At 73.4% G+C, this 16,226-nt stretch carries 11 protein-coding genes, 2 pseudogenes and 1 riboswitch; of the genes and pseudogenes, 4 read left to right on the top strand and 9 right to left on the bottom strand.

The window, feature by feature from the left end; translation table 11 throughout:
• Positions 1-25: 25 nt before the first annotated feature.
• The 5 genes from D7M15_RS28005 to D7M15_RS27985 all read right to left on the bottom strand — a co-directional run bounded on the left by D7M15_RS28005 (position 26) and on the right by D7M15_RS27985 (position 5,589).
• Positions 26-628: a PAS domain-containing protein gene (locus D7M15_RS28005; RefSeq protein WP_240649751.1), complete on the bottom strand. Its 603-nt coding sequence runs from the start codon at positions 626-628 to the stop codon at positions 26-28.
• A gap of 308 nt (positions 629-936) precedes the next feature.
• Complete coding sequence (locus tag D7M15_RS28000) at positions 937-2,538, bottom strand: DHA2 family efflux MFS transporter permease subunit (RefSeq protein WP_121520038.1); 1,602 nt, start codon at positions 2,536-2,538, stop codon at positions 937-939.
• The gene (locus tag D7M15_RS27995; RefSeq protein WP_121520037.1) at positions 2,519-3,031 is read right to left on the bottom strand and encodes a MarR family transcriptional regulator; all 513 of its coding nucleotides are present in this window, start codon (positions 3,029-3,031) and stop codon (positions 2,519-2,521) included. Before D7M15_RS27995 ends, D7M15_RS28000 begins: the two co-directional genes overlap by 20 nt.
• A 234-nt stretch (positions 3,032-3,265) precedes the next feature.
• Positions 3,266-4,165: an NAD-dependent protein deacetylase gene (locus D7M15_RS27990; protein ID WP_121520036.1), complete on the bottom strand. Its 900-nt coding sequence runs from the start codon at positions 4,163-4,165 to the stop codon at positions 3,266-3,268.
• A gap of 86 nt (positions 4,166-4,251) precedes the next feature.
• On the bottom strand, positions 4,252-5,589 hold the full coding sequence (locus tag D7M15_RS27985) for an aminotransferase class I/II-fold pyridoxal phosphate-dependent enzyme (RefSeq protein ID WP_121520035.1): 1,338 nt from the start codon (positions 5,587-5,589) through the stop codon (positions 4,252-4,254).
• 64 nt (positions 5,590-5,653) lie between these two features.
• Here D7M15_RS27985 and D7M15_RS29295 point away from each other — a divergent pair.
• A pseudogene (locus D7M15_RS29295) lies at positions 5,654-5,803 on the top strand (pyridoxamine 5'-phosphate oxidase family protein); the annotation flags it as partial.
• Between the two features lie 11 nt (positions 5,804-5,814).
• On the opposite strand, the pseudogene D7M15_RS27975 reads toward D7M15_RS29295, so the two are convergent.
• Positions 5,815-6,552, bottom strand: a pseudogene (locus D7M15_RS27975) (epoxide hydrolase); the annotation flags it as partial.
• A gap of 99 nt (positions 6,553-6,651) precedes the next feature.
• Positions 6,652-7,467 carry a CPBP family intramembrane glutamic endopeptidase gene (locus tag D7M15_RS27970; protein ID WP_121520034.1) on the bottom strand — a complete coding sequence of 272 codons (816 nt, stop codon included), beginning with the start codon at positions 7,465-7,467 and terminating at the stop codon, positions 6,652-6,654.
• A gap of 171 nt (positions 7,468-7,638) precedes the next feature.
• Here D7M15_RS27970 and D7M15_RS27965 point away from each other — a divergent pair, with 171 nt between their 5' ends.
• Entirely contained in the window at positions 7,639-9,528 is a 1,890-nt protein-coding gene (locus D7M15_RS27965; protein ID WP_121520033.1) for a substrate-binding domain-containing protein, read from the top strand.
• A gap of 90 nt (positions 9,529-9,618) precedes the next feature.
• On the opposite strand, the gene D7M15_RS27960 is transcribed toward D7M15_RS27965, so the two are convergent.
• Positions 9,619-11,112 carry a glutamate--cysteine ligase gene (locus D7M15_RS27960; RefSeq protein WP_121520032.1) on the bottom strand — a complete coding sequence of 498 codons (1,494 nt, stop codon included), beginning with the start codon at positions 11,110-11,112 and terminating at the stop codon, positions 9,619-9,621.
• Positions 11,113-11,671: 559 nt separating this feature from the next.
• On the opposite strand from D7M15_RS27960, the gene D7M15_RS27955 reads away from it, so the two are divergent.
• Positions 11,672-12,283, top strand: coding sequence for a hypothetical protein (locus tag D7M15_RS27955; RefSeq protein ID WP_121520031.1), 612 nt, complete (start codon positions 11,672-11,674; stop codon positions 12,281-12,283).
• 366 nt (positions 12,284-12,649) lie between these two features.
• Positions 12,650-12,856, top strand: coding sequence for a DUF5999 family protein (locus tag D7M15_RS27950; RefSeq protein WP_165906344.1), 207 nt, complete (start codon positions 12,650-12,652; stop codon positions 12,854-12,856).
• A gap of 77 nt (positions 12,857-12,933) precedes the next feature.
• Here the strand turns inward: D7M15_RS27950 and gcvP are convergent, their stop codons facing one another.
• Complete coding sequence (gcvP, locus tag D7M15_RS27945) at positions 12,934-15,819, bottom strand: aminomethyl-transferring glycine dehydrogenase (protein WP_121520029.1); 2,886 nt, start codon at positions 15,817-15,819, stop codon at positions 12,934-12,936.
• Between the two features lie 186 nt (positions 15,820-16,005).
• A riboswitch (glycine riboswitch) is annotated at positions 16,006-16,101 on the bottom strand.
• Positions 16,102-16,226: the final 125 nt, after the last annotated feature.

Raw genomic sequence — 16,226 nt, 5'->3', positions numbered from 1 at the left:
TACGGGGCGGCCTTCGCGGGCCGGGTCACTTCGTGTAGTTGTAGACCGTCGCCCGGGACACGCCCAGCAGGTCAGCGATGGTCTGGGCGGCGTCACGCGAGGCGAAGAAACCGTCCCCGTGCAGCTGCCGTACCAGCTCCCGCTTGTCGGCACGGCTCAACGAGCGTGGCGTGGCGGCCCGTTCGGCGGCGCGCGTCTCGACGGCCTCGCGCAGCTCGCGCGCGTTGCGGTCCCCGAGGTGCTCCAGCGGGGCGCCGCGGTGTTCGGTGCCGGTGGCCACGAGGTTGGCCAGGGTCAGCGTCACCGGGGACAGCACGGACACGTCGAGGTTGAGGCACAGCGCCGCGATGTAGTCGCCCCGCGCGTTCCGGATGCCGATCGACGTGCTCTTGGCGGGACGGCCGTCGGGGAACCGGTTGGGGTAGTTCTGGAGGACGCTGGGGTAGTCCGGGTCCGCGATGCGCGCGAGTCCCAGCTCGGTCGCGGAGTCGCCCACGCGGCGGCCGGAGAGGTTGTTCTCGATGACGCGGACGGCGTGCCGGGGGTCCCGCAGGTCGTGCAGCACCACCTCGCACAGGCCGGGGAACATCCGGCCGAGCGCGACGGCGATCCGCTCGGCCTCCCGGATGACGTGCTCGTCGGACCCGACCGGTCCGGCGTCGACGGGCGCGGCGTCACCGCCCCCGTCCCGTTCCGGTCCCGCGGCGGAGCGTGCCACGCGTCCTCCTCACGACCACGGAGGGACCCGCGCCACGGCACCTGGCCGGTCGCGGCCCGCGGGTCCCCGGGCCGACGTCGACGATACGCAACGCTGGCACATTCGTCCAGAGTTGGAATCCCAGTCCAAGCCAGCCTCGGCGGAACGCGCCCGGAGACGCGGAAGGGCCCCGGGTCGTACGACGTCCGCCGTACGACCCGGGGCCCGAACCGGACGGTTCAGTGCAGTAGCGCGGGCGGCGGCGCCTCGCCCTTCTCCCCTGCGGAGCCGGTCGGTTCCTGGTGCTTGCGGGGCAGCATCAACGACGCGCCCAGCGTGACCACGAGCGCGATCGTGGCCACGACGTACGTCGTCGAGAAGGCGTCCGCCAGGTCGGAGAGCGCGGTGCTCTGCAACGCGTCGCCCAGCCGCTGCGCGGTCTCCGCGGCCCAGGCCGGCGGGGTGGTCTCCTCCTTCTTCGCCTCACCCAGCGCGCGGAGCGCGGAGATCGCGTCGGAGCCGTTCTGCTGGTTGGTCAGGACGACCGACATGACGGCCACGCCGACGGAGCTGGCGACCTGCTGGATCACGTTGATCAGGGTCGTACCGCGCGCGATCTGGTGCCCGCGGAGCGTCTTCAGCGCCGAGGTGAAGATCGGCATCATGGAGCCGCCCATGCCGAGGCCCATCACGAACAGGAAGAGGACGATCTGCCAGTACGGGGTGTCGGGGTCGGTGCTGAAGGCGAGGCCGCCGACGCCGACGATGATCGTGGCGATGGCGACGGGCACGATCCGACCGACCGGTACCCGGTCCGCGAGGGTGCCCGCGATCGGCATGGTCAGCATCGCGCCGAGGCCCTGCGGGGCGACGAGCAGCCCGGCCTTGAGGACGTCCTCGCCGCGTACCTCCTGGAAGTACGTCGGGACGAGCAGGATCGCGCCGAAGAACGAGGCGGCGAAGACGAACATCACGATGGTGGAGACCGTCAGGTTCCGGTTGCGGAACAGGCTCAGGTCCAGCAGCGGGTGCTCGGGCCGGAACGCCCACACCGAGAAGGCGGCGATGAGCGCCATGCCGATCAGGCCGGGTACGAGGACCTTCGCGGAGGCCGCGGTGCCCTCGCCGGGGATGGACGAGACGCCGTAGAGGAACAGCGCCAGGCCCGGGGACATGAGCAGCATCCCGACGAAGTCGAACGTCTCGCTCGGCTCCGGCGCGTCCTTCGGCAGCACCAACTGGGCGTAGAGGACGGCCACGACGCCGAGGGGCAGGTTGATCAGGAAGATCCAGTGCCAGGACAGCGCGTCGATGCACCAGCCGCCGAGGATGGGGCCGGCGATCGGGCCGAGCAGCATCGGTACGCCCAGGATGGCCATGAGGCGGCCCATCCGGTGCGGTCCGGCCGCCTTGGTCATGATGGTCATGCCGAGCGGCATCAGCATGCCGCCGCCGAGTCCCTGGAGCACGCGGAACGCGATGAGCGCCTCGATGTTCCAGGCGAACGCGCAGAGGACCGAGCCGAGGGTGAAGAGGACCAGCGCGGAGAGGTAGAGGCGCTTCGTGCCGAAGCGGTCCGCGGCCCAGCCGGTGACGGGGATGATCGCGGCCAGCGCCAGGGTGTAGCCGGTGATGGTCCAGGCGACCGTCGAGTAGGCGTCGACGTCGAACTCGGTCTGGAACGTCGGCAGGGCCACGTTCACGACGGTCGTGTCGAGAATGGCCATGATCATGCCGAGGACGACGACCCCGGCGGTTCTGAGTATGTCTGCGGTGATCCTGTTGTCGTCTTCACCGGGTGATCCGGTGGGGCTGCCGGTGTCAGCCGCCGTGTGGGACATGGTTTTCCTCGTGGTCGGTCGGAGAGAGCTGGGACGGCACGGCCGGCTGGCCGGGCCCGAAGTGGTCGTCGGCCATCAGCGGACGCAGCGCGTCCAGGAACGCCCGGACGCTGTCGTCCGGCAGTCCCGCGACGAAGGCGTGCAGGGCTCTGCGGCGGGGCGCGCGGTGCTGCTCGATCACGTCGAGCCCGTGCGGGGTGATCGAGACAAGTCTGCTACGCCTGTCCACCGGATTTTCCCGGCGGTCGACGCTGCCGAGCCGTACGAGGCGGTCGATGTTCCGTCCGGTGGCGGTGAGGGAGAGGCCGAGGCGCTCGGCGATCCGGTGGAGGGGCTGGGGCTCGTCGGCGGCGGCCAGCAGGTGGAGTGCGCGGACCTGCGTGAACGACATCTCCACGTCGGCCACGAGGTTCAGCTCGTCGGTCGCCACGAGGCCGAACAGATGGCCCAGGAAGGTGTCCAGCCCTTCGTGCAGTTCGCCGCGCTCGTCCATGACCTGCACGTTAGGCAAGATACTCCCGTCATCGCAACTATTGCCCCGGCGCGACCATCGCCCTGTGCCGCACGTCACCCGCCGCCGGTCGGTCCGTACATCCGCGCCGCGCGGTCCCGTTCAGGAGAGCCGGACCACCGGCGGGTGGACGCGCGTGATCCGCACGCTGTCGGCGGGCCGGAAGGGGCTCCTCGGTGAGGGCGTCGATCCGCTCGGTCGGTACGTCGCGCGGCGTCAGCCGGCGGGCTCGTCGTCCACGGGCACGCCGAGCCGGGCGGCCACGTCCGTCAGCGCGGCTCCCAGCGGGAGCGCGACGCGGGTGAGGGCGTGGGGGTCGCCGCGGGTGGGGTCGCGGTTGACGATGAGGACCGGTGTGCCCTCGGCCGCGGCCTGCCGGACGAACCGGAGCCCGGACATCACCGTCAGCGAGGAGCCGAGGACCAGCAGCGCGGACGCGTCGCGGACGAGCGCGCGGCACCGCGCCACCCGTTCCGGGGGCACCGTCTCCCCGAAGAACACCACGTCCGGTTTGAGGACGCCGCCGCAGGCCGCGCACGGCACGACGTGGAAGTCGGCCACCTGCGCGTCGGTGAGGTCGGCGTCGCCGTCGGGGTTGAGGCCCGCGGCCACCGGGGCGAAGCCGGTGTTGGCCGCCCGGAGTCGTACGGCGAGTTCGCGGCGGGTGCCGTACGCGCCGCACGACAGGCAGTGCGTACGGTCCAGGCTGCCGTGCAGCTCCAGTACGTCCGGGCTGCCGGCGGCCTGGTGGAGGCCGTCGACGTTCTGGGTGATGACGCCCTTGAGCAGCCCGTGCCGCCCGAGCGCGGCGACCGCCCGGTGCCCCGCGTTCGGCCGGGCGCCGCCGAAGACGCGCCAGCCCAGGTGGCTGCGTGCCCAGTAGCGGCGGCGGGCGGGGGCGCCACCGGTGAAGTCCTGGTACGTCATGGGCGTGTGGCGGGTCAGGCTGCCGCGTTCGCCCCGGTAGTCGGGGATGCCGGACTCGGTGGAGAGCCCCGCCCCGCTCAGCACCAGCACCCCGCCCGCGCGCAGCGCCGCGACCACCGGCGCCAGGTCGGTGGTCGCGGCGGGCAGGTCCTCGGTGGGCGTCCAGCTCAGTGTGGGGCGCGTACGCATGGGTCCAGCGTACGGAGGCGGGCCGGGAACCGGGGCGCGGGCGGCCCGTCCGCCCTCGCCCGGCGCAGGCGTACGGGCGACGCCGGTCAGTCGTACCGCCGCGCCGCCGCCGGGCGCAGCGCCGCCGCCACGCCGTCCGCGAGCCGCGCCGCCTCGGACGCGGGCAGCGACGAGACCGTCAGCCGCATCCCCGGCGGGGAGCCCAGCCGGAAGCGGGCGCCGGGCGCGACGGCCCAGCCCGCGTGCAGCAGGCGGGCGACGGCGCCGGTCTCGTCGGGCACGGGCACCCAGACGTTCATGCCGCTGCGGCCGTACGCGGGGACGCCGCGCGCGGCCAGTTCCCGTACGAGCGCGTCGCGCCGCTCCCCGTACGCGCCGGAGACCGCCGCCGGGTCGACCGCGCCGGTACGCCACAGGTGCGCGACGGCGTCCTGGAGCAGGTGGCTGACCCAGCCGGGGCCGAGGCGCTGCCTGCCGCGTACCCGGTCGACGGTGGTCGCGTCCCCGGTGAGTACGGCGAGCCGCAGGTCGGGGCCGTACGCCTTGGCGGTGGACCGGGTCAGCGCCCAGTGCTCCGGGCCGCCGCCGGACGCCAGGGGGTGCAGCGGGAGGGTGGTGATGCCGTGCCCGTGGTCGTCCTCGACGAGCAGCACGTCCGGGTGGGCGGCGAGCACCGCGCGGAGCGCGCGGGCGCGGTCGGCGGTGACGGCGGCGCCGGTCGGGTTCTGGGCGCGGCTGGTGACGACGAACGCCCGCGCGCCCTGCCGGAACGCGCGCTCCGCCGCGTCGGGCAGCGGCCCCTCGCCGTCCAGGGCGACGGGGACGGGGCGCAGTCCGAGCGCGGGCACCAGGTCGAGCAGGCTGCCCCAGCCGGGGTCCTCGACGGCGACCCGGTCGCCGGGGCGGAGGTGGGCGGCCAGTACGCGTTCGATGGCGTCGAGGGCGCCGGAGGTGACGGCGACGGGCCCGTCGGGCACGCCGTCCGCGGCGAGCGCCGCGCGCGCCGCGTCGGCGAGGGCGGGCGCGACGTCGGCCGTCCCGTACAGCACGGGACGCCGCGCCGCGGCGTCCGCGGCGGCGGCGAGCGCCCCGGCCAGTGGGGGCAGCAGGCGCGGGTCGGGGTTGCCCTGCGCGATGTCCCGTACGCCCTCGGGTGCTTCGACGCGGATCTCCTCGCGCGGGGTGGTGGCGGGGCGGGCGCGGACGCGGCTGCCGCGGCGCCCGGCGGTCTCGATGACGCCGCGTTCGCGCAGCGTGCGGTAAGCGGCGGCGACGGTGTTGGGGTTGACGCCCAGCTCGGTGGCGAGGTCGCGCAGCGGGGGCAGGGGCTGTCCGGGGGTCAAGTCGCCCGCGCCGACGCCCTGTTCGACGCTGGCGGCGATGTCCGCGGCACGGCGCCCCACGATCCGGTATTCTCCTAGCACAAACACAGTATTGCACTAGTGCAATGCAGGTCGCAAGTCCGATCACCAGTACAAGGAGACCTCCGTGACCACCGCGCCGACACCCGCCGCCACCGGCGGCTACCCCCGTACCGACCGCACGACGCCGACCCGCGCGCGGGAGCGGGTGGCGTACGACCGGGAGCTGGTGCACGCGATACTCGACCAGGAGTACGTCTGCCACCTCGGCTTCGTCGCCGAGCGGCGGTCCAGCTCGGCGACGCGGGCGCGCACGTCGGCGGGCTGGTCGTCGGTGAGCGGCCGGTTGCGGGCGAAGTCCCAGGCGCGGGGCCCGGAGAAGAAGTCGAGCGGCAGCCCGGAGCCGATGTGGATGCCGTACAGCTCGTCCGCGTACTTGTGCCCCAGCTGGCTGGTCACGACCCCGCCGATGTCGCAGCCCCCGGCGGCGTACTTCGCGTACCCGAGGGTCTCCGTCATCAGGGTGTGCCAGAGGTCGGACACCTTCCAGAAGTTGACGTCCGGGAAGCCGGTGAGCGGGCCGGGGAAGCCGAAGCCGGGCAGGGACGGCACGATCACGTCGAACGCGTCGGCGGGATCGCCGCCGTACGCGGCCGGGTCCGCGAGCGGGTCGATCACCTTCGCCCAGTGCCAGAACGTCCACGGCCAGCCGTGCGTGAGGATCAGCGGGACCGGGCGGGGGCCGCGCCCCGCTCTGCGCAGGAAGTGCACGGGCACGCCGTCGACCTCCACCCGGTGGTGGTCGTAGGCGTTGAGGGCGGCCTCGGCGCGGCGCCAGTCGTAGCCGTCGCGCCAGTACGCGACGAGGTCGCCGAGGTAGCTCGCGGGGACGCCGTACGACCAGTCCTCGTTCCCCTCGTCCAGCGGCGGCCGGGTCAGGGCGAGCCGGGCGCGCAGGTCGTCGAGGACCGCGTCGGGCACGTGGATCGGGACGGGCTCCAGGGGGAACGGGCGGGGATCGGTCACGGCGGGGCTCCTTGCCGGGCACGAGGTGGCGCCGCCGGGCGGCGGCACCGCCATGATGCCGGGGGCGTACGCGCCGCATCCCGGTGTCCCGACGCCCCGTCAGGCGGTGGGCAGCCAGTCGACCTCGCCCGCCAGCAGCGCGTACCCGACGAAGGCCACGACGTCGATGAACGCGTGCGCCGCGACGAGCGGCCCGACCCGGCCCCAGCGGCGGTAGAGCAGCACGAAGAGCACGCCCATCGCCATGTTCCCGAGGAAGCCGCCGACGCCCTGGTAGAGGTGGTACGTGCCGCGCAGCACGGCGCTCGCGGCCAGGGCGGCGTGCGCGCTCCAGCCGAGCCGGTCGAGGCGGCGCAGCAGGTAGCCGACGACGATCACCTCCTCCAGTACGGAGTTCTGCACCGCGGAGAGGACCAGTACGGGGATCTTCCACCACACGTCGGGCAGGTTCTCCGGTACGACGGTGAGGCTGAACCCGGCGGCCCGCACCCCGAGGTAGAACGCCAGCCCGGTGCCGCCGACGGCCGCCGCGAGGGCCGCGCCCCGGCTCAGGTCGAAGCCCGGCCGCGACCGGTCGAGGCCCAGCGCGCGGAGCCCTCCCCCGGGCGCCCCGGCGCCCTCGCGGGTCAGCAGGTGCGCCACCAGGGCGACGGGCACGAGCGCCGTCGCGATCCCGAACAGCTGCCAGGCCAGGTCCAGCCACGGCCGGTCGGGCGCCCGCGAGGTGTTCAACTGGGCCGCCTGGTCCGCGAGTCCGCCCGGTTCGGTGAGCGAACCGGCGAAGCTGATCAGCGACGACACGGCGCTCGCCCCGAGGGACAGCGCCAGCACGAGCAGCACCTCGCGGCGCAGAATCGTACGTTCCGGCCCGTCCTCGTACGAACGGTGCGCGGGGTCACCCGCCTCCGACTGCACAATCTCCTCCAGTTCCACGATCCCGCCGCATCCGGTCCCCCGTGGCGCTAGGGTCTCGACTGCACGTACGAAGATCGCTCGCGACAGGCCGGGGGCGAGCGCCGGCCGACAGGTGTGCCGTCCCTACCTCCGATGTGGATCGCGAAGCTCCGAGAAGGAGGCGCGCACACCATGGGACGTCACAGCTTGCCGGATCGCCCCGGCCGGTCATCCGCGGGGGGCTCCGCGGACCCGCCGCCGCCCGGCGGGCCCGGTCCGGCGGGCCCGCTGCCGTGGCGCCGTCCCAGCCGCCGTACGGTCCTCGTCGCCACCGCCGTCGTCCTCGCCCTGGGCGCCGGTACGGTCGGGGCCGCGCGCAGCGGGATGTTGCCGTTCGACGAACCCTGCGAGGGGAACACCGTCGGCCTGCGCGTCGCCGCCGAGCCGTCCGTCGCCCCGGCGCTGCGCGCGGTCGCGGACCGCGCGCGCGAGGACGGCACCACGTCCGACGGGCAGTGCCTGGACGTACGGGTCAGCGACCGTACGGGCGTCGAGATGGCGGGCACCCTCGGCGGGGGCTCGGCCAGCGGCTTCGACGTGTGGGTGCCGGACTCGGCGCTGTGGGTGACGCGCGCCACCGCGTACGGGAAGGCCGTGCCGCTCGACACCACCGGCAGCGTCGCCTCCTCCCCGCTGGGCTTCGCCGCGTTACCCGACGAGGCGGAGAAACTGGGCTGGCCGGAACGGACGTACAGCTGGGCGGAGTTGGCGGGCGCCGCGCAGGAGGGCGCGTTGCGCGTCGGCAGCGCCGATCCCACGCGCAGCGCGTCCGGGCTGCTCGCCCTCGCCCGTATCCAGCAGTCCACGGAGAGCGGCGGGAAGCCCGCGGCCGCGGGGAAGAAAGACGGGAAGGACGAGAAGGGCGGCAAGGGCGGTACGGCCGGGAAGGGCGACGCGGACGTACGGGCCGCCGCGATCGTCAAGCTCCTCTCCGAACGCACCGCGCCCGGCGACCCGCAGGTCCTCGCCACCCTGCCGCGCGACGCGACCGGCGCCGAGAGCGGCAACCCGCAGCGCAACCAGGCGCTGCTGCTGTCCGAACAGGCCGCGTACACCCACAACACCGGCCGCCAGGACGCCCCCGACCTGCGGCTGTTCTCCCCCGACGACTCCACCGCGTTCCTCGACTACCCGTACACGGTGCTCGACCCCGACAGCCACGACAACACCAGGACGCGCGCCGTCACGCGCTTCCAGACGCTGCTGGGCAGCGAGTCCGGCCGCCGCGTCCTCCAGCGGCACGGATTCCGCGAGGGGCACGGGCAGGCCGACGACGAGCTGTCGCACACGGCGGGCAGCCGCGACCCGCAGCCGTACGGCGAACCGCCGGCCGACCCGCCGAAGAGCAAGGACCTGAGCGCGGTGCTGGGCATGTGGACGATCACCGTGCAGAGCGTGCGGCTCACCACCGTCGTGGACGCCTCCGCGTCGATGTCGTCGCCGGTGCCGGGTGGCGGGGGCGAGAGCCGGATGGCCGTCACGAAGGGCTCGCTGCTCCAGGCCCTCGCGCAGTTCAGCGACAGCGACGAGATCGGGCTGTGGGACTTCGCCGTACGGCTGAAGGGCAAGCGCGACTACCGCAAGCTGGTGCCCGCCGCCCGCCTCGGTGAACGCACCGACGACGGCGGCACCCAGCGCGACCGGCTCACCGCCGCCATCGGCGGCCTGGAGCCGATCCCCGGCGGCGCGACGGGGCTGTACGACACGGCGCTGGCGGCGTACAGGGACGCGCTCGACACGTACACGAAGGGCGGGTTCAACGCGCTGGTCATCCTCACCGACGGCGCCAACGAGGACCCGGGCAGCGTCACCCGCGGCGAACTCGTCAAGGAGCTGCGGAAGTTGGCGGGGCCGGAACGGCCCGTACCGCTGATCGCCATCGCGGTCGGCCCGGACGCCGACGAGGAGGCGTGCCGGGAGATCGCGGAGGCGACGAGCGGCTCCTCGTACCGGGTCGACGACCCCGGCCAGATCCGCGAGGTGATCCTCAAGGCGATCATGTCGGCGGGCCACGCGGGGTGAGCACGGCCGGACGACCGCACGGGCCCGGCGGCGACGGGGCGTACGGCGCCCCCGGGCCCGGTGCGGCACCGGGCCCGGGGGCGCGCTACGTCACGGGCCGACGGGCCAGGTGTGGACCGGCTCCTCCGTACGGACCAGCTCGCAGTACCTCCTGGTCATCGCGGTCAGCGCCTTCTCCCGGTCCAGCCCGGCCGCCTGCGCCCGGTGGAACGAGGCGGCCTGCCACGCCGCGCCGTTCGTACGGAGGCGGCAGCGCTCCTCGATGATGGACAGGTAGCGGTCGCGGTCGCCCGGCTCGATGCCCCAGGCGTCGAGGCCCGAGGCGGCGAGCGGCAGCAGCTCGTCCCGTACGAGCCGTACCGCGGGGACGCTGGCCAGTCCGCCTCGGCCGGGGCGCGGCCAGGTCAGGGAGGCGTCGACGCCGTGGCGGCAGGCGTTGTCGAAGTTCTCCCGCGCGGCGGCGAACGGGAGGCGCTTCCACACCGGCCGAGGGTCGTCGGCGAGGGCCCGCACCAGGCCGTAGTAGAACGCGGTGTTGGCGAGGACGTCGGCCACGGTGGGCCCGGCGGGCAGCACGCGGTTCTCCACCCGCAGGTGCGGCACGCCGTCGGCGACGCCGTACACGGGCCGGTTCCAGCGGTACACGGTGCCGTTGTGCAGGACGAGTTCGGGCAGGGCGGGGGTCCGGCCCGCGTCCAGCTCCACGCGCGGGTCCTCGTCCTCCAGCAGGGGCAGCAGCGCGGGAAAGTAGCGGACGTTCTCCTCGAACAGGTCGTAGGCGGAGTCGATCCAGCGCTCCCCGAACCACGTACGCGGGCGGACGCCCTGCGCGGCCAGCTCCGGCGGCCGGGTGTCGGTGGCCTGCGCGAACAGCGGCGGGCGGGACTCGCGCCACAGCTCACGGCCGAAGAGGAACGGGGAGTTGGCGCCCATCGCGATCTGCGGGCCGACGATGGCCTGCGCGGCGTTCCACACGTTCGCGAAGCGGTTGGGCGTCACCTGGAGGTGCAACTGCACGGAGGTGCAGGCCGCTTCGGGCGCGATCGACCCGGAGACGTAGCGCAGGTGCTCGACGCCCTGGATGTCGAGGGTGACCTCCTCGCCCCGCGCCGCCATGATCTGGTCGTTGAGGAGGGTGTAGCGGTCGACGGCGGAGAGGTTCGCGGAGACCAGGTCCTCACCGGTGAGCGTCGGCAGGATGCCGATCATCACGATCCGCGCGTCGACCTCGCGCGCCTGCCGGTCGGCGTACGCGAGGCCCGTACGCAGCTCCTCCGCCAGTTGGTCGAACACCCGGCCCGTCAACTGGTGCGGCACGATGTTCACTTCGAGGTTGAACTGGCCCAGCTCCGTCTGGAAGTCGCGGCTGCCGATCCGCTCCAGGACCTCCGCGTTCCGCATGCGGGGCAGGCCCCCGGCGTCGGCGAGGTTCAGCTCAATCTCCAGCCCCATCAGTCCGCGGGGGCGGTCGAACCGCTGCTCCCGCAGGAGGCGTTCGAGTCCCTCCAGGCACAGCCGCAGCTTCGCGCGGTACCTCTGCCGGTCGGTCAGGCCGAATCTGTCGGCCGCGACCTTCTCTCCCATCGGGGCGTTCCTCCTTGTGCTGCGGACCACGGGTCGGGGACGGGGACTGCGGGGTGGTGTGCTCGGGGCGTGCGGCCGGTGACGGCCGGGAGTCACACGTATGACGAGGGATTGATGCCCGTCCGTATGATCGATAACGCCTCCCCGGGCAGGTCGTCGGCGGTTACGCTGCGATGGGAACGCCGTCGGCACATCCCTTCGGCATACGGCGGTGACCCACTCCATATGCATAACGTCCCACGAAATGCATCGACGTCTTTCGGCCGACCATTTCCCGGTGGGAATCCGAGGCAGCGGGCATACGGACACCGCGTACCCGGAGAAATGCGTCTCTCACACCGCCCGGATTTCCCCTTGCGGAAATACTGGTGAGTCACTAGCCGAAACCTTGTGGGAACAAACGTCGTATAAGCTCCGAGGACGAGGCAGAGACCTGGGTGCTCGACCGGCCCGTGACCGTCGACGCCCTCCCGGCCGCCGTCCGCGGCCCTCCGTACGCCGACAGTGCCGTCGCGCACCGCCCTCGCACAGCCATGTCTCCCATGAGAGGCGACCCATCATGCCCCTGCGTATGTCCCCGGCTCCGGCTTCCGCGTTGCGCGGCGTCCTCGACGCGATCGACTCACCCGCCTCCGGGCTCCCGGGCACGCCACGTCCGGACCTCGCCCTGCCCGTGCACGAGATCGCGCACGTCGGACAGCGGCAGGGCCCACCCGTCACCCGCCTCACCGGCTGGCGGTTCCTGCTGCGCGACACGGAACCGGGCGGGGACGGGCCGGGCAGCGGCAGACCCGTGGTCGTCGGCGCTGCCGAGGTGCGCGGAACCGCCGGGGGCTGGTCGTTCGAGCACTTCCGTCAGGGCCCGTACGCGTCCTCCACGCGGCGCGCCATGGAGCAGGCGGACGTGCTGCCGCTGGCGTACCAGCCGCGTCTGCTGTCGGTGCCCGAGCTGTACATGGTGACGCTGTGGCTGCACGGCGACGCCGACGCCGACCCCGCCGAGGGCTCCCCGGCCGCCTCCGACCTGCTGATCCCGCTGGCCCCGTCGCCGCCCGGCATCGCCGCGCACCAGCCGCACCGGGTCGACGCGCTGCTGCCCGTGCTCACGCACCGGCTGGTGGCCTCCGCGAAGCTGCTCGGTACGACCGTCCCCTCCGGCACGGCCGTCTGACACCACCCGTTCCGCCCGGCCCGTCAGAGCACCGGTCCCCGGCCGGCGTCCCGCCCGCGACACGGCGGCACGCCGGCCGACCGCCGCTCCGGGCCCGTACGCGCGCGCACGGCCGTACGGGACGGGTCCGTACCCCCGGCGGAGTAGCCCTCCGCGTTCTCCCGACCACCCGAAGGGACCCCTTTCCGGGGGCAACCGCCCGGCCGGGTGGACGCGTCTCAGACGAGTCAGGAGCACTGCGGCGAAATGCCTGCGGATTCCTCCCGGCGGGGCAACACTGGGGACTGACCGAGGAAACGGGGGGCGGCCATGGAGAACGCACCGAGCCGCGGAACAGAGACCACCACACACCGGAAGACACCGAAAATGTGCCAGCACAAGCCACCGTGCCCGACAGCCGAATCCGCCGACCGGGAGGCCGCGCACCTCGTGGCGCACTTCCCCGAGCAGGGCTGGAGCCTGCTGTGCAACGGCGTCCTGCTCTTCGAGGACACCGGTGAGCTGCTCCCGGACGGCAAGGTCATCGCGCCGCACCGCCCGCTCGACAGCGAGCAGGTCATCACCGCCGCCTGACGCGGCACCGTACGGACAGGGGCCGGCCCGGCGTCGTCAGCCGCACCGGCCCCCCTTCATGTCCGCCGCCGTACGCGTCAGCTGTCGTACTCGTCGACCGGCGGGCAGGAGCAGACCAGGTTCCGGTCGCCGTACGCGCCGTCGATGCGCCGCACCGGCGGCCAGTACTTGTCGGACGCCTCGACCCCGGCCGGGAAGACCGCCTCCTGGCGGCTGTACGGGAAGTCCCAGTCGCGCCCGAGCTGGGCGGCGGTGTGCGGGGCGTTGCGCAGCGGGTTGTTCTCCGCGTCCCACTCCCCCGACGCGACCCGGTCGATCTCCGCGCGGATGGCGATCATCGCCTCGCACAACCGGTCGAGTTCGGCCAGGTCCTCGCTCTCGGTGGGCTCGATCATCAGCGTCCCGGCGACCGGGAACGACATGGTCGGCGCGTGGAAGCCGTAGTCGATCAGCCGCTTGGCGACGTCGTCGATGCTGACGCCGGTGGCCTTGGTGAGCGGCCGCACGTCGATGATGCACTCGTGCGCGACGAGCCCGTTGGGTCCGGTGTAGAGCACGGGGAAGTGCGGCTCCAGGCGCTTCGCCACGTAGTTCGCGCCCAGCACCGCCACCTGCGTCGCGCGGCGCAGACCCTCGGCGCCCATCAGCCGTACGTACGCCCACGAGATCGGCAGGATGCCCGCCGAGCCCCACGGCGCGCCGGACACCGGCCCGATGCCCGTCTCCGGCCCGGCCGCGGGCTGGAGGGGGTGGTTGGGCAGGTACGGCGCGAGGTGCGCGCGTACGCCCACGGGGCCGACGCCGGGGCCGCCGCCGCCGTGCGGGATGCAGAAGGTCTTGTGCAGGTTGAGGTGCGAGACATCGGCGCCGAACCGGCCGGGCTTGGCGAGCCCGAGCAGCGCGTTGAGGTTCGCCCCGTCCACGTACACCTGGCCGCCCGCGTCGTGCACGGCCGCGCAGATGTCGGTGATGTGCTCCTCGAAGACACCGTGCGTGGACGGGTAGGTGACCATGAGCACGGCCAGCCGCTCGCCGTGCTGCTCGATCTTGGCGCGCAGGTCCGCGACGTCCACGTCGCCGTCGGCGCCCGTCTTCACGATGACGACCCGCATGCCCGCCATCACCGCGCTGGCGGCGTTCGTACCGTGCGCGGAGGAGGGGATGAGGCAGACGTCGCGGCCGGTGTCGCCGTTCGCCCGGTGGTAGGCCCGTACGGCGAGCAGCCCGGCGAGTTCGCCCTGCGAGCCGGCGTTGGGCTGGAGGGAGACCGTGTCGTAGCCGGTGACCTCCGCCAGCCGCTCGGCCAGCTCGTCGATCAGCGTACGGAAGCCCCGCGCCTGATCCTCCGGCGCGAAGGGGTGCAGCCCGGCGAACCCGGGCCAGCTGATCGCCTCCATCTCGGCGGTGGCGTTCAGCTTCATCGTGCAGGAGCCGAGCGGGATCATGCCGCGGTCCAGCGCGTAGTCGCGGTCGGAGAGGCGGCGCAGGTAGCGCAGCATCGCCGTCTCGGAACGGTGCTCGTGGAACACCGGGTGGGTGAGGTACGCGTCGGTGCGGAGCAGGTCGGCGGGGAGCGCGTCGCCGGTCACGGCGTCCAGCGCCTCGACGTCGGCCTCGACGCCGAACGCGCCCCAGACGGCGGTCAGTTGCGCGCGGGTCGTCGTCTCGTCGCAGGAGACGCCGACGTGGTCGGCGTCGGTCAGCCGCAGGTTGACGCCCGCCTCCCGCGCGGCGGCGACGACCTCCGCGGCCCGCCCCTCGACGCGGGCGGTGACGGTGTCGAAGTAGGCGCCGTGCACGACGTCCACTCCCCCGGCGCGCAGCCCGGCGGCGAGCAGCGCGGCGTAGCGGTGGGTGCGGCGGGCGATGTCCGCGAGGCCGTCGGGGCCGTGGTAGACGGCGTACATCCCGGCCATCACGGCGAGCAGCACCTGCGCGGTGCAGATGTTGCTGGTGGCCTTCTCGCGGCGGATGTGCTGCTCGCGGGTCTGGAGCGCCAGCCGGTACGCCTGCCTGCCGTCGGCGTCCTTCGAGACGCCGACGAGACGGCCGGGCAGGCTCCGCGCGTACGAGTCGCGCAGCGCCATGTAGCCCGCGTGCGGCCCGCCGAAGCCCATCGGGACGCCGAAGCGCTGGCTGGAGCCGACGGCGATGTCCGCGCCCAGCTCGCCGGGCGAGGTGAGCAGGGTGAGCGACAGCAGGTCGGCGGCTACGGTGACGACGGCCCCCAGCTCGTGCGCCTGCGCGATGACGGCGCGCGGGTCTCGTACGGCGCCGGACGCGCCCGGGTACTGCACGAGGACGCCGAACACGCCGCGCTCGGCCACCTCGGCCGGGATGCCGTCGCTGAGGTCGGCGACGACGGTCTCGACCCCGGCCGGTTCCGTACGCGTACGGATGACCGCGACGGTCTGCGGCAGGCAGTCGGCGTCGATGACGTACACGCCCTGCTTGACCTTGCCCACGCGCCGCGAGAGCGCCACGGCCTCGGCGGCGGCGGTCGGCTCGTCGAGCAGGGAGGCGCCGGAGGTCGGCAGGCCGGTCAGGTCGGAGACGACGGTCTGGAAGTTGAGCAGGGCCTCCAGGCGGCCCTGGGAGATCTCGGGTTGGTAGGGCGTGTACGCCGTGTACCAGGCGGGGCTCTCCAGCACGTTCCGGAGGATCACCGGGGGCGTGAACGTGCCGTGATACCCCAGGCCGATCATGGGGTGCAGCACCTCGTTCCGCCCGGCGAGACCGCGCAGTTCGGCCAGGACCTCCGCCTCGCCCCGCGCGTCGGGGAGCGCCAAGGCCTCGGTGCTCCGGATCACGCCGGGTACGGCGGCGTCGGTCAGCTCGTCGAGGGAGCCGTACCCGACGTGGGCCAGCATCTTCGCCTGGGACTCCGCGTCCGGCCCGATGTGGCGGCGCTCGAAGGGCGCGGCCTGCTCCAGCGCGGTGAGTGAGGTGCGGTTGTCGGTCATCTGCGGGGGCCTCCTGGGTCTGTGCGACCTACGAGGGGCACCGGTCGAGGTGCCCGGACGGCCTCCCCCTCTGTCATGGACCTGAGAGCTTCACCGGCCCGCCCGGGTGCCGGGCCGCCCGGTTTTCACCGTCGGTGAGGGGGACTTCGGCGCTCGTCCGCGGCCCGCCCTGCTTTCCAGAGTGACCTCGTCCGTACGGTACGTGTGCCTGAGAGATTCCGGGGAGGAGTTGCTCCTTCGGCGCCTCCGGGACTTTCCGGAGGACTCTCCCGTACGGGGTCGACAGCCGTTTCCGAGGGTACCAGCGCGGTGGGGAACGGGAACCGGGCAGCGTCACCGCCCGCCCCGGAATGTCGCTTTCGCGCTTCCTGGGGGATTCTGTTCCCGGGGGCGTCCGGAGTGACCGC

It is taken from the genome of Streptomyces sp. Z26, assembly GCF_003665095.1.
Classification (GTDB): Bacteria; Actinomycetota; Actinomycetes; order Streptomycetales; family Streptomycetaceae; genus Streptomyces; species Streptomyces phytohabitans.
Note: the sequence above shows the minus strand (reverse complement) of the source record. Positions and strands in the feature narration are given on the sequence as shown.